The 13,063-nt window shown below is 74.0% G+C and carries 9 protein-coding genes and 3 pseudogenes; 1 reads left to right on the forward strand and 11 read right to left on the reverse strand.

Annotated elements, in window-relative coordinates:
* A pseudogene (locus GV126_RS05590) lies at window positions 1-190 on the reverse strand (aminoglycoside phosphotransferase family protein); the annotation flags it as partial.
* Window positions 191-435: 245 nt separating this feature from the next.
* Window positions 436-630, reverse strand: coding sequence for a hypothetical protein (locus GV126_RS05595; protein WP_159663204.1), 195 nt, complete (start codon window positions 628-630; stop codon window positions 436-438).
* A gap of 604 nt (window positions 631-1,234) precedes the next feature.
* Here GV126_RS05595 and GV126_RS05600 point away from each other — a divergent pair.
* Entirely contained in the window at window positions 1,235-2,218 is a 984-nt protein-coding gene (locus tag GV126_RS05600; RefSeq protein ID WP_438947871.1) for a serine/threonine-protein kinase, read from the forward strand.
* Here the strand turns inward: GV126_RS05600 and GV126_RS35665 are convergent.
* From GV126_RS35665 to GV126_RS05640, 9 genes and pseudogenes are all read right to left on the reverse strand, one after another.
* Window positions 2,157-2,972 (reverse strand): annotated as a pseudogene (locus tag GV126_RS35665) (TrmH family RNA methyltransferase); the annotation flags it as partial. The gene GV126_RS05600 and the pseudogene GV126_RS35665 sit on opposite strands and share 62 nt — an antisense overlap.
* 58 nt (window positions 2,973-3,030) lie before the next feature.
* Window positions 3,031-4,263 (reverse strand): uroporphyrinogen-III C-methyltransferase, encoded by a 1,233-nt coding sequence (gene cobA / locus GV126_RS05605; protein ID WP_159663206.1) that lies wholly within the window; start codon window positions 4,261-4,263, stop codon window positions 3,031-3,033.
* Window positions 4,264-4,588: 325 nt separating this feature from the next.
* A complete protein-coding gene (cobT, locus tag GV126_RS05610) occupies window positions 4,589-6,850 on the reverse strand; it encodes a nicotinate-nucleotide--dimethylbenzimidazole phosphoribosyltransferase (RefSeq protein ID WP_438947828.1) in 2,262 nt (753 codons plus the stop codon).
* Window positions 6,851-7,076: 226 nt separating this feature from the next.
* Window positions 7,077-7,272 (reverse strand): annotated as a pseudogene (locus GV126_RS37605) (hypothetical protein); the annotation flags it as partial.
* A 356-nt stretch (window positions 7,273-7,628) separates the two neighbouring features.
* Window positions 7,629-8,840 carry a precorrin-6y C5,15-methyltransferase (decarboxylating) subunit CbiE gene (cbiE, locus tag GV126_RS05620; RefSeq protein ID WP_159673350.1) on the reverse strand — a complete coding sequence of 404 codons (1,212 nt, stop codon included), beginning with the start codon at window positions 8,838-8,840 and terminating at the stop codon, window positions 7,629-7,631.
* A gap of 130 nt (window positions 8,841-8,970) precedes the next feature.
* The gene (locus tag GV126_RS05625; RefSeq protein WP_159663208.1) at window positions 8,971-9,609 is read right to left on the reverse strand and encodes a GNAT family N-acetyltransferase; all 639 of its coding nucleotides are present in this window, start codon (window positions 9,607-9,609) and stop codon (window positions 8,971-8,973) included.
* A 158-nt stretch (window positions 9,610-9,767) separates the two neighbouring features.
* The gene (locus GV126_RS05630; protein ID WP_159663210.1) at window positions 9,768-10,604 is read right to left on the reverse strand and encodes a MetQ/NlpA family ABC transporter substrate-binding protein; all 837 of its coding nucleotides are present in this window, start codon (window positions 10,602-10,604) and stop codon (window positions 9,768-9,770) included.
* Between the two features lie 102 nt (window positions 10,605-10,706).
* The gene (locus tag GV126_RS05635; protein ID WP_159663212.1) at window positions 10,707-11,477 is read right to left on the reverse strand and encodes a methionine ABC transporter permease; all 771 of its coding nucleotides are present in this window, start codon (window positions 11,475-11,477) and stop codon (window positions 10,707-10,709) included.
* Window positions 11,474-12,526: a methionine ABC transporter ATP-binding protein gene (locus GV126_RS05640; protein ID WP_159663214.1), complete on the reverse strand. Its 1,053-nt coding sequence runs from the start codon at window positions 12,524-12,526 to the stop codon at window positions 11,474-11,476. The genes GV126_RS05635 and GV126_RS05640 overlap by 4 nt, the downstream gene beginning before the upstream one ends.
* Window positions 12,527-13,063: the final 537 nt, after the last annotated feature.

The following is a 13,063-nucleotide window of genomic DNA, read 5'->3' on the forward strand; positions in this document are numbered from 1 at the left end:
GGCGCAGGGCGAGGGCGGCGGGGTCCGTGCCGGGTGCGTGGGCCTTCGCGACGGTGCCGGCGTGGCGGACGACCGTGGCGTCGGGGCGGTCGGCGAGGACCGCCGCGGTGCAGGGACAGCCGTCCGCGGCGCGGTGGGCGGCTCGTCCGGCCTGCGCGGCCAGCTGCGGCAGCAGGGTGTCGGCGGTCACGGGGCTCCCTGGGATGCGGTGGCGGCCGCGGGGTTCGGCCTGGTCCGGCGGATCACGTGGATCATGCCGTGGCCCCGGGGCGCGGTACGGCGCGGCCGGGGCGTGCTGTGTGCGCGGGGACGACAATGCCGGCGCAGCTCCCCAGCTGCGCCGGCATTCTTGCCGTCCGCCGCACCCCCGTCCCCACGGGGTTTCATGGGTGGATGTCCCCGCCCGGACCGCTCTTCCGGGCCTGGGGTCGCCGCTCAGCGCCCCAGCATCACGCCCACGGACGACGCCTGTGTGGCCACTGTGTTCCAGCCGTCGAAGACGAGCAGGAGCAGGGCCGCCAGGGGAAGGGCCATCGCCGTCGCCACCAGGGGGTGGCGGCGGCCCGTACGGCGAGGGCGCTCGAGGCGTCCCGGCCGGCGGAACGGTGTCCGCGATGCCGCCTGGGCCATGGTCCCTCTCCTGACCGTGTCGGTTGTCGTCGGCAGCGGCGGGGGGCTGACCTCGGGGGGCGAGTGCTGCACCCGCCGCTTGACCTCAAATCTAGGGGCGCGGCGGCCCGGAGACGTCATGCCCTCGTACCGCTTGCCGGGCCTCCCGGAGGATGAGCCGTGCCGTGTCGGGTACTCCCCAGGGTGGAGACGCGCTCCCCCGTCTCGGGGTCATCCCGGAGGGGGCACCCGGGGCGTCCCGGTCCTGCGGCCGGATCCGGTGACTTCGATCACGTCCGCGGGGGCGCCGGGGGTCTGCGGTCGCGGTGGGCGGAACGTTCCGTTCGCCCCTTCTTCACACCCGCGCACCGTGTCGCACCCGTGCGCCCACCTGCCCGAACCCTCCTGGTCCGCGCACCCAAGGGCCATGCCCCGGAGGGGTGTTGACAGGGGACCGCGCCCGAACGGGCTGTGTGCCGACCGGTCCTGACCGGCCTTCACCTCCGCAGCCGGGCACCGACAATCGATCGGGTCGGCAGGGCGCGGCCTCTGCGCGCGAGCGGCCCCGGGTACGTAAGCTGTGGCTCGTCACAGGGACCGGGCAGCGGGGATGAACATGGCGATGATGCGCCTGAGGCGCGAGGACCCGCGCGTCGTCGGCTCGTTCAGGCTTCACCGACGGCTCGGCGCGGGCGGGATGGGCGTGGTCTACCTCGGCTCCGACCGGAAGGGCCAGCGGGTCGCGCTGAAGGTCATCCGGCCGGATCTGGCGGAGGACCAGGAGTTCCGGTCCCGGTTCGCGCGCGAGGTCTCGGCGGCCCGCCGGATCCGGGGCGGCTGCACGGCCCGGCTGGTGGCCGCGGACCTGGAGGCGGAACGGCCCTGGTTCGCCACGCAGTACGTGCCCGGCCCGTCGCTGCACGACAAGGTGGCCGACGACGGCCCGCTGGGCGCGGCGGAGGTGGCGGCGATCGGGGCGGCCCTGTCGGAGGGGCTGGTCGCCGTGCACGAGGCCGGGGTGGTGCACCGCGACCTGAAGCCCTCCAACATCCTGCTCTCCCCCAAGGGCCCGCGGATCATCGACTTCGGCATCGCCTGGGCCACCGGCGCCTCCACGCTCACCCATGTGGGCACCGCGGTCGGCTCCCCCGGCTTCCTGGCGCCCGAGCAGGTGCGGGGCGCCGCCGTCACCCCGGCCACCGACGTCTTCTCGCTGGGCGCGACGCTGGCGTACGCCTCCACCGGCGACTCGCCCTTCGGGCACGGCAGCTCGGAGGTGATGCTCTACCGCGTGGTGCACGAGGAGCCGCAGCTGCGCGGTGTGCCGGACGCGCTGGCCCCGCTGGTGCGGGCCTGCCTGGCGAAGGATCCCGAGGAGCGGCCCAGCACGCTGCAGCTGTCGCTGCGGCTGAAGGAGATCGCCGCGCGCGAGGCGCAGGGGCTGGGCGAGTTGCGTCCGCCCGCACCGCGCGCCGCCGAGGCCGACGTGCCGACCGGCCGGCTCGCGGACACCTGCCCGGACACGCTGCGCTCCGCCCACCCCGAACAGCAGCGGGACGGCCCGTCGCCACCGCGTAGAAGGCGACCGCGGCCGCCGCCGCCACGTTGAGGGAGTCCACGCCGTGGGCCATGGGGATGCGGACCTGGGTGTCGGCGGCGCCCAGGGCCTTGGCGGACAGGCCCGTCCCCTCGGCGCCGAGCATCAGGGCGACCCGGTCCATGCGGTGCCGGGCGGCCTCGTCCAGCGGCGTCGCCCGCTCGCCGGGGGTCAGGGCGAGGAGCCGGAAGCCGGCCGCGCGGACCGCGGCGAGTCCGTCGAGCCAGGGGTCCAGGCGGGCGTGGGGCACGGCGAAGACCGCGCCCATGGAGACCTTCACGCTGCGGCGGTAGAGCGGGTCGGCGCAGTCCGGGGAGAGCAGGACGGCGTCCATGCCGAGCGCCGCGGCCGACCGGAAGACGGCACCGATGTTGGTGTGGTCGTTGACCGATTCCAGGACCGCCACCCGGCGGGCCGTGCGCAGCACGTCGGCCGCCGCGGGCAGGGGCCTGCGCCGCATGGAGGCGAGGGCGCCGCGGTGCACGTGGTAGCCGGTGACCTGCTCGGCCAGGCCGGGGCTGACCACGTAGACCGGTGCCGGGGTGTCGTCGATGACGTCGCGCATGACGTCGGCCCACTTCGGGGTCAGCAGCATCGACCGCATCGCGTACCCGGCGTCCCGGGCGCGGCGGATGACCTTCTCGCCCTCGGCGACGAACAGGCCCTCGGCGGGTTCGCGCCTGCGGCGCAGTTCCACGTCGGTCAGGCCGGTGTAGTCGTGCAGGCGCGGGTCGTCGGGGTCCTCGACGGTGATGAGTTCGGCCACGGGGGATGCTGCCTTGTCCTGACGGGAGGGGATGCCGACTGGTGCGGGCGGGTCGGGGCTATCCGGCGGTGGCCGGGCCGACCGTGACGACCGCGCCGACGACGATGACCGCGGGGGGCTTGACGTCCTCGGCGCGCACGGTCTCCGCGACCGTGGCGAGGGTGGCGTCGACACGGCGCTGGGCGGCCGTGGTGCCCTCCTGGACCAGGGCGACGGGGGTGTCGGGGGACCTGCCGTGCGCGATCAGCGTCTCGGCGATCCGGCCGATCTTGTCGACGCCCATGAGGATCACGAGGGTGCCGGTGAGCCGGGCCAGCGACGGCCAGTCGACCAACGAACGCTCGTCGTCGGGCGCCACATGCCCGCTGACCACGGTGAACTCGTGGGCCACACCCCGGTGGGTGACCGGGATGCCGGCCGCGCCGGGGACCGAGATGGAACTGGAGATGCCCGGGACCACCGTGCAGGGGATGCCGGCCTCGGCGAGCGCCTGGACCTCCTCCATGCCCCGGCCGAAGACGAACGGGTCGCCGCCCTTGAGCCGGACCACCGACTTGCCCTGCTTGGCGTGCTCGATGAGGGCGTTGTTGATGGCCTCCTGGGCCATGTACCGGCCGTAGGGGATCTTCGCCGCGTCGATCACCTCGACGTGCGGCGGGAGTTCGGCGAGCAGGTCGCGCGGGCCGAGGCGGTCGGCGATGACCACGTCGGCCTCGGCGAGCAGGCGGCGGCCGCGCACCGTGATCAGGTCGGGGTCGCCGGGGCCGCCGCCGACCAGGGCGACGCCGGGGGTGCGGGTGCGGTGGTGCGGGGCGACCAGGGTGCCGTCGCGCAGGCCCTCGACGACCGCGTCGCGGATGGCGGCGGTGTGCCGCGGGTCGCGGCCGCGGGCGCTGGTGGTGAGCACGGCCACGGTGACGCCCTCGCTGTGGCCGGTGGCCGGGGTCCAGGCGGTCGCCGCGTCGGCGTCGTCGGAGCGGACGCACCACACGCGGTGGCGTTCGGCCTCGGCGGAGGCGCGGGCGTTCGCGTCCGGGTCGCTGGTGGCGATCAGCGCGTACCAGGCGTCGGCGAGGTCGCCGTCCTGGTAGGGGCGCCTGGCCCAGGTGATCTCGCCCGCGTCCGCCATGGCCTCGACCGAGGGGGTCGCCTCGGGCGAGACGAGCACGACGTCCGCGCCGGCCGCGACGAGCGCGGGCAGGCGGCGCTGGGCGACCTGCCCGCCGCCGAGGACGACCACGCGGCGGCCGGTCAGGCGGAGTCCTACGGGGTAGGCGGGGTGTTCGGCCATGAGGGACGGCTCCTCTTGTGGCTGTGCGGTGGGCCCGCTGCACCTGCGGAGCGGCCCTGACGTGCGGATTTTACGGTGCCGGCGGGGCAGGCGGCACGGGTGGTCCGGCGGCTGGACACCGGGCCGCCCGGGCCGCCGGGCTGGGGTGGGCGTCCTCGGCGCGTCGCGCGTCGGGGCGTCGGTGCGACGCCCCGTGACGCCCGGCCCGTGCCTGCCGCGTGGTGACGCGTGCCGGCGAGGCCCGCGCCGGGGGCGCCCGCCGGGGGACGCCTCCTGGCGATGCCCGCCGAGGGCGCCCACCGGGGACGCCTGTCGGGGGCGCCAGCTACTTTTCGGTGACGCCTGCCGAGTCGAAGGTCGCCACCTCGTGCATCGCCCGTGCCGTGGACTGCACCAGCGGCAGCGCGAGCAGGGCGCCCGTGCCCTCGCCCAGGCGCAGGTCGAGGTCGACCAGCGGACGCAGCCCGAGCTTGTTCAGGGCGGCGACGTGGCCGGGCTCGGCGCTGCGATGACCGGCGATGCAGGCGGCCAGCACCTCCGGCGCGATGGCGCGGGCGACCAGCGCCGCCGCGCCCGCGCTGACCCCGTCCAGGATCACCGGGGTGCGCAGGGAGGCGCCGCCGAGCAGCAGGCCGACCATCGCCGCGTGCTCGAAGCCGCCGACCGCGGCGAGGACGCCGATCGGGTCGGCCGGGTCCGGCTGGTGCAGCTCCAGGGCGCGGCGCACCACCTCGGTCTTGCGGGCCAGCGTCTCGTCGTTGATGCCGGTGCCGCGGCCGGTGACCTCGGCGGGGTCGGCGCCGGTGAAGACGGAGATCAGGGCCGCGGAGGCGGTGGTGTTGGCGATGCCCATCTCACCGGTGAGCAGCGCCTTGTTGCCGGCCGCCACCAGGTCGCGGGCCGTCTCGATGCCGACCTCGATGGCCTGCTTGGCCTCCTCGCGGGTCATCGCGCAGCCCGCGGTCATGTCGGACGTGCCGCCCCGGATCTTGCGCGGCAGCAGACCCGGCGTGGCCGGCAGGTCGGCGGCGACACCCACGTCGACGACGCACACCTCGGCGCCCACCTGGCTCGCGAAGGCGTTGCAGACCGCTCCCCCGCCGAGGAAGTTGGCCACCATCTGACCGGTGACCTCCTGCGGCCACGGGGTGACGCCCTGGGCGTGCACACCGTGGTCACCGGCGAAGATCGCGACGGCGGCGGGCTCGGGGATGGGCGGCGGGCACTGCCGGGACAGGCCGCACAGCTGCGCGGAGATGATCTCCAGCATGCCGAGCGCACCGGCCGGCTTGGTCATCCTCTTCTGTCGCTCCCAGGCCTCGCCGAGCGCCTTGGCGTCCAGCGGGCGGATCTGTGCGACGGTCTCGGCGAGCAGGTCGTGGGGTTCCTCTCCGGGCAGGGCGCGGCGGCCGTAGGTCTCCTCGTGCACCACCCAGGACAGCGGGCGGCGCTTGGACCAGCCGGCCTGCATCAGCTCGGGCTCGTCCGGGAATTCGTCGACGTACCCGACGCACAGGTAGGCGATGACCTCCAGGTGCTCGGGCAGGCCGAGGGCGCGGACCATCTCCCGCTCGTCGAAGAAGCTGACCCAGCCGACGCCGAGGCCCTCGGCGCGGGCGGCGAGCCAGAGGTTCTCCACGGCGAGCGCGGCGGAGTACGGCGCCATCTGCGGCTGGGTGTGCCGGCCGAGGGTGTGGCGGCCGCCGCGGGTCGGGTCGGCGGTGACGACGATGTTGACCGGGGTGTCGAGGATGGCCTCGATCTTCAGTTCCTTGAACTGCTTGGCCCGGCCCTTCGGCAGCGACTTGGCGTACGCGTCGCGCTGCCGCATGGCCAGTTCGTGCATCGCCTGCCGGGTCTCGGCGGAGCGGATGACGACGAAGTCCCACGGCTGGGAGTGGCCGACGCTGGGCGCGGTGTGGGCGGCCTCCAGGACCCGCAGCAGCACCTCGTGCGGGATCGGGTCGCTGCGGAAGCCGTTGCGGATGTCGCGGCGCTCGCGCATCACCTTGAGCACGGCCTCGCGCTCGGCCTCGTCGTAGCCGGGCGCGGCCGGACCGGTGGACTGTCGTGCTGGTGCCACTGCGGCCGTGCTCTCTTCCTGGGGTTCTTCCTGGTCGGCGACCCGGGTGTCCAGGTCGTCCGCGTTCTGGGCCGCCTCGGGCCCGGGCTCGTCGCCGGGTACGGCGGCGACCGCGTCGCCCTCGCGCGGGACGGGGACGGCGCCCTCGTCCTGCGCTGCCGTCGGGTGCGCGGGCACGGCGAGCGGCTGCGGCGGCGTGGGGGCCAGGTGCGGGGTCGTGGGCACCGAGCCCTCGACGGGCACGAACTGGCCGAGGGTCAGGCCGGGCTGGGGCTGCGTCGGGACGCTGCCGGGCAGTGGCGCGGCGGCGCTCTGCTCACCGTGGCCGGGCGCCTGCGGGGCGCCGTCGCCGGCCGGGACCTGAGCCGGGTCGGCGTCGGTGGGGGCGGGGGCGAGGGTTATGCGCCCCTCGCCCCCGCCGACCACGGCGAGCGTGACCGCGGCGACCACGACGGCGAGCGCGACGACCAGGAACAAGAACATAACCATCGCTTCGGTCCCCACGGAGTCTGTCGCACGTACAGTTTGCCGTCGGGCTAATCTGCGCGCGCCTGGTGGCCGAAGCGTATCGCCTGGCCCGACTTGCCGCCCCCGCCGTCGCCTGCCAGCGCCGATACCGCCATCACCCGCCCCCCCGCCGAGGCCCGCACCACGCTCAGCCCGACGCCGAAGGCCGCCCGCCCGGCGCAGTCCCGCCCGGTGGCGGGCCGTTGCGACGCGCGCCCCGGGCCCGCGACCGGCTCCGGGGCGGGCGGGGGCACCTCGTGGCCCCACGCGCCCTGGTGGCCCGGCAGCAGCAGGTCTTCGTCCTCGGCGGGAGACTCGGAGAGGTAGGTGTACGCGCCGTGCGCGGGAACGCCCGGCTGCTCCACCGTGCCTGCGCTCTCCGGCAGCCCCTCGCCCGGGACCTGGCCGGTGTCCGTCATGCGTACCCCTCGCCCATCGGTTAGTGCTTCTACGACCAGCTCACCGGGAACGGCGCACCGACCGCCCCCCAGTGAAGAACGAGCGTCCGTGCCCAGCGGCACGAACGACCCGCCCGTAAAAGGCGACAAAGCCATTGAGTGGCATTGTCGCGGTCGTCCGGCCGCGGCGACAGCGTGATCGGCCACGGTCCGCTGTGGACTGCGCCACGTTGCGCGCCCGCCGGTTCTGCCGTACCACACCCCCCGCAAAACGGGCGGGTTTTCCGGACATTGACGAACAATGACGACCGAAGTCCCGGACCACCCGGTGCGGTACAACGATCGGCCAGCCTACCCCGCGCGGTACGACGATCCGATCACGGGGCACGGTCCGGGAGGACACCGCTGAGCAGGAACGCGACGCTGCGCTCGGTCTCCGTCCAGGCGCGGGTGTCGAGTTCGACGGACTGCAGCAGGGCGCACTCGACCCGGTAGCCGTGCTCGGTGAGGTCGCGGCCGACGCGTTCGGCGACGTCCCGGGTGGCGGCGTGGGTGACGATGCGCTGGGGGCGCCGGTCGGCGACCGCGGAGACGACGGCGGCCGACCCGCCGCCGACGCGGACCACGTCCGGTTCGGGCAGGCTCTCCAAAATGTGCGGGGCGTGGCCGTGCACCACCTGCAGTTGGACGCCGAAGCGCCGGGCGGCGGCCTCGGTGCGGGCGCAGGCCTCCGGGTCGGTGTCGACGGCGATGACGGCGGCGCCGGCGAGCGCGGCCTCGGTGGCGAACGCCCCGCTGCCGCAGCCGATGTCCCACACCAGGTCGCCCACGCGCGGCCCGAGGCGCGCCAGCTGGGCCGCCCGGAGCAGGTCCGTCTCGCCCTCGCCGAGGTGGCCGCCGTAGGCCTCGGCCGGCTGGGTCCAGCCGCGGGGGCCGGCGGCCGGGTCGCGGCCGGCGATCCAGCCGGTGCCCTCGGCGGCGCCCGGCCGGCCGCCGACGACGATGACGACGTTGGGGTCCCGCCAGGTGTGGTCGGCGGCCTTGTCGGAGGTGACGACGGTGACCTGTTCGCGTTCGGTGCCCAGTTCCTCGCAGATGACGAAGGTGCGGTGGACGCCCTCCAGCAGCAGGCCCAGTTCGGCGGGTCCGGCGCCGGGCGCGGTGAGCACGGCGACCTTGGTGTGGGCGCGGCACACGTTCACGGCGCGGCGCAGGGTGCGTTTGTGGGCGACGACCACGTGGGCGTCGTCCCAGGGCATGCCGGCGCGGGCGAAGGCGGCGGCCACCGAGGAGACGGCGGGGACGACCTCGACCTCCAGGCCGAACTCGGGTGCCCGCAGGGTCCGTACGACGCCGAAGAAGCCCGGGTCGCCGTCGGCGAGGACGACGGCGGTGCCGCGGTGGGCGGCGATGCGGCGGGCGGCGAGGGCGACGCTGCCGAGGCGGATGCGCTCGGCGGCGGGCGGCACCTCGGGCAGTGCCAGGTGGTGGGCGGCGCCCGCCACCAGGGTGGCGGCGCCGAGCGCGCCGCGTGCCGCCTCGGTCAGCGGCGAACCGTCCCAGCCGATCACCGTGACCCGGTCGGCCATCGTCGTCAGTCTCCAGGGGATGTCGCAGGTCGTCAGGGGGACGCCCACAGGCGGGCTCCGTGAGAGTACCCGGTGACACCTCGGGCCGCGCGCCGGGGCGCCCCGCGGTGGTGCCGTGGCGTCCGTCCCGTCAGTTCCAGTCCGGGAACGGCGGGTAGTCGCCGGTGCCGGCCAGTTCCCCGCCCGTGCCGTCGAGGTCCTCCGGCAGCAGGCTCCACACGATGAAGTCGGTGCGCACGTCGGTCCAGGTGCCGTCCTCGGCGCGCACGTGGGCTATGCAGGCGTTGCGCAGCACGCCCTCGCTGATGCAGCCGATCTTCTGGGCGACCTGCTGGGAGGCGGTGTTCCCGGCGGCGGTGCGCACCTCGATGCGTTCGAACTTCTGGTCGGTGAACAGCCACTGGGCGGTGGCGAGCGCGGCCTCGGAGGCGTAGCCCTCGCCGCGGGCCCAGGGGGCGATGATGTACGACAGTTCGGTGGCGCGGACGTGCCAGTTGGTGCGGGTCAACTGGACGAGGCCGACCAGGCGCTGGGTGAGGAACTCGGTGACGGCGAGGTCGAGGCCGCGGCCCGCGGCCCGTTCGGTGGGGGCGTACTCGGTGATCCAGGTGCGGGCCCGCTCCTCGGTGAACGGCTGGGGGATGTCGGTCCAGGCGGCGACCTGTTCGTCGTTCATCATGGCGGCCAGCGCGGGCACGTCGTCCTCGTCGAGGGGACGCAGCACCAACCGCTCCGTGCTGATGGAGATGGTGGGGAAGGTGCTCGTCATGCGCCGCTCCGTAACCTTCGGAAAATACCGTCAGGGCCTGCTGAACTGCCCAGCATGCAGCATCGGAGCACCCCGGCGCACCACGGGGTCCGCTCCCTGCGCAGGGAGCGGACCCCGTGTGGCGGACGCGGGTGTGCGACCGGTTCGAACGGCCCGGATCAGAACGCGGGGACGACGGCCCCGGCGTACTTGTCCTCGATGAACTTCTTCACCTCGGGCGAGGTGAGCAGCTTGGCGAGCTTCTTCACGCGGGGGTCGTCCTCGTTGCCCTTCTTCACGGCGAGGAAGTTGGCGTAGGGGTTGTTCTTGGCGGACTCAGCAGCGAGCGCGTCCTTGGCGGGGCTGAGCTTGGCCTCCAGGGCGTAGTTGCCGTTGATCACCGCGGCGTCCACGTCACCGAGGGAGCGCGGCAGCTGGGCCGCCTCCAGCTCCTTGAACTTCACGTCCTTGGGGTTGGCGGTGACGTCCTTGGGGGTCGCCTGGTAGCCGGCGCCCGCCTTGAGCTTGATGACGCCGTTGGCCTCCAGCAGCTTCAGCGCGCGGGCCTCGTTGGTGGTGTCGTTGGGCAGGGCGATCGTGGCGCCCTTCTTGAGGTCGGCGAGGTTCTTCAGGCTCTTGGAGTAGACGCCGAGCGGCTCCAGGTGCACGGTGCCGCCGGGGACCGGCACGATGTCGGTGCCGTTCTTCTTGTTGAAGTCGTCCAGGTAGGGCTTGTGCTGGAAGTAGTTGGCGTCGACCTGGCCCTGCTGGACGGCGGTGTTCGGAGTCACGTAGTCCGTGAACTCCTTGATCTCCAGCTTCAGGCCGGCCTTCTGGGCCAGGTGGTCCTTGACGTAGGTGAGGATCTCGCCCTGCGGGGTGGGGGTGGCGGCGACCGTCAGCGCGGCGTCGGCGTCCTTCTTGCCGGAGTCGGAGCCCGAGCCGCAGGCGGTGAGCCCGAAGGTGAGGGCTCCGGCGGCCAGGACGGTGGCGGTGATCTTGGCGGTGTTACGCACGAAAAGTGCCTTTCCTAGGGTGGTGCGCCCCGTCTGGGGTCGACGGGGAGTCCGGGGACGGGCAACCGGGCGCCTGGACGGGCCCGGCCGCCGGGGGCGGTCTCAGGCGACCTTGCTCACCTCGGCCGCAGCGGATTCCTCGGCGGCGGGTTCCTCGGCCGCCGCGGGCTGCCCGGCCTTCAGCAGCCGCAGCTTGGGCGCCGGGCCGGAGCGTCCGCCGCGGCGGTGCAGGGAGCGGGCGGCGAGGTCGCCGGCGAACTGGATGACGGAGATGACCACGGCGAGGATCGCCACGGTGATCCACATCAGTTGCGTCTCGAAGCGCTGGTAGCCGTAGCGGATGGCGATGTCGCCCAGGCCGCCGGCGCCGACCGTGCCGGCCATCGCGGAGTAGCCGATGAGGGCGACGACGGTGGTGGTGGCGGAGGAGATCAGCGAGGGCAGGGACTCGGGGACGAGGACCTTGCGCACGACCGTCCAGGTGTTGCCGCCCATGGCCTGCACGGCCTCGACGAGGCCGCCGTCCACCTCGCGCACGGCCGTCTCGACCAGCCGGGCGAAGAACGGGATGGCGCCGATGGCCAGCGGCACGATGGCGGCCTCGCGGCCGATGGTGGTGCCCGTGACCCAGCGGGTGAAGCTCATCAGGGCGACCATGAGGATGATGAACGGCATGGAGCGGGCGATGTTCACCACCTGCCCGAGCACCTTGTTGGCGAGGAGGTTCTGCAGCAGCCCGCCGCGGTCGGTCAGGACGAGCAGGACGCCGAGCGGGAGGCCGACGACGACGGCGATGAGCGTGGACCAGCCGACCATGTAGAGCGTGTCCCAACACGCCTGGGACAGCAGCGGCTGCATCTCGGACCAGGTCACTTGGCACCTTCCTTCATCAGCAGGTCCTTCTGCCGCGGGGCGTCGTCCCGGCCGACGACGTCGATCTGCAGGCCCTGTTCGCGCAGGAAGCCGACGGGCACGACGTTGTCCTCGTAGCGGCCGGGCAGTTCGATGCGCATCCGGCCGACCTGGAGGCCGCCGACGGTGTCGATGGCGGCGCCGAGGATCGATATGTCGATGTTGTAGGTGCGGGCGAGCTGCGAGATGACGGGCTGGGTGGCGCTCTCGCCGTGGAAGGTGACGTCGATGACGGTGCGGTCCGCGGCCGAGGCGTCGCCGCCGACCGGGAACAGCGCGGCGGCCAGCTGGGAGCCGGGGGTGGCGAGCAGTTCGCCGACCGTGCCGGACTCCACGATGCGGCCCTTGTCCATGAGCGCGGCCGAGTCGCAGATCGACTTCACGACGTCCATCTCGTGGGTGATGAGCAGGACGGTGAGTCCCAGCTGCCGGTTCAGGTCGCGCAGCAGCTGCAGGATGGAGCGGGTGGTCTCCGGGTCCAGGGCGCTGGTGGCCTCGTCGGACAGCAGCACCTTGGGGTCGCCGGCCAGGGCGCGGGCGATGCCGACGCGCTGCTTCTGGCCGCCGGAGAGCTGGGCGGGGTAGGCCCGGGCCTTGTCGGCGAGGCCGACCAGGTCGAGCAGTTCCAGCGCCTTGCGGGAGCGTTCCCTGCCCGACGTGCCGAGGATCTCCAGGGGCAGCTCGACGTTGTCCTGAACCGTGCGCGAGGACAGCAGGTTGAAGTGCTGGAAGACCATGCCGATGCGGCTGCGCGCCCGCCGCAGCTCCTTGCCGGCCCGCGGACCGCGCCCGGCCAGGGCGGTGAGGTCCTGTCCGGCGACGGTGACCGTGCCGGAGGTGGGGCGCTCCAGCAGGTTGACGCAGCGGATGAGCGAGGACTTGCCGGCGCCGGACTGGCCGATGACGCCGTACACCTCGCCTTCGCGGACGTGCAGGTCGACACCGTCGAGGGCGGTGACCTCGCGGCCTCGCGAGCGGTAGACCTTGGTGAGGCCCGATGTGGTGATCACGTGGGTTTCCGTCACTGTCGAGTACGCGGCGCGTCGTGGGCGCCGGGCACGGCGTGCAGGGTCGGGTACAGCCTGGGCGCGGCACGGGTCCGCAACGGCGCGGAAGGCGGGCGGAGACGTGCGCGCGGGAGGGGCTCGGCCGCGGGCGCCGGTTGACCGGGCGCGGACCGGAGCGGGCGCTCGCTTCGGGGCGCGAGGCTCAGGTGGTGCGGGGGCCCTCTAGAAGGCGCACATTCGACGCACAGGACACAGACAACGAGCACCGGGCGGCAGGGTCGCCTCGGTCGCAGGGGTGCGGCAGCTCGTCGTGGTCATGCGATCAGTAAACCAGACCGGCACCCCGACCCCGGCACCTGTGTCCGCATGCTGGACACCCGTGGACGCCTCGGGGAGGCGTCCCGGCTCCGCTCCCGGCACCGCTGTGACCAGCGGGGACGGCACCGCACCGGGCCGCGGCGCCCTCGACCGGCCCCTCGGGGCACGCCTCGGCGGGCGGGAGGTGTGTCCAACGCCACGGCCGTCGGCGGGGTTCGGGGG

Source organism: Streptomyces mexicanus, assembly GCF_902506575.1.
Lineage (GTDB): Bacteria > Actinomycetota > Actinomycetes > Streptomycetales > Streptomycetaceae > Streptomyces > Streptomyces mexicanus.

Bases quoted from the DNA above. Each gene is read 5' to 3' on its own strand.
- cobA (WP_159663206.1), bottom strand. From the start codon at position 4,263: ATGGCCGAACACCCCGCCTACCCCGTAGGACTCCGCCTGACCGGCCGC.
- GV126_RS05625 (WP_159663208.1), bottom strand. From the start codon at position 9,609: ATGACGAGCACCTTCCCCACCATCTCCATCAGCACGGAGCGGTTGGTG.
- GV126_RS05595 (WP_159663204.1), bottom strand. From the start codon at position 630: ATGGCCCAGGCGGCATCGCGGACACCGTTCCGCCGGCCGGGACGCCTC.
- GV126_RS05600 (WP_438947871.1), top strand. From the start codon at position 1,235: ATGCGCCTGAGGCGCGAGGACCCGCGCGTCGTCGGCTCGTTCAGGCTT.
- cbiE (WP_159673350.1), bottom strand. From the start codon at position 8,840: ATGGCCGACCGGGTCACGGTGATCGGCTGGGACGGTTCGCCGCTGACC.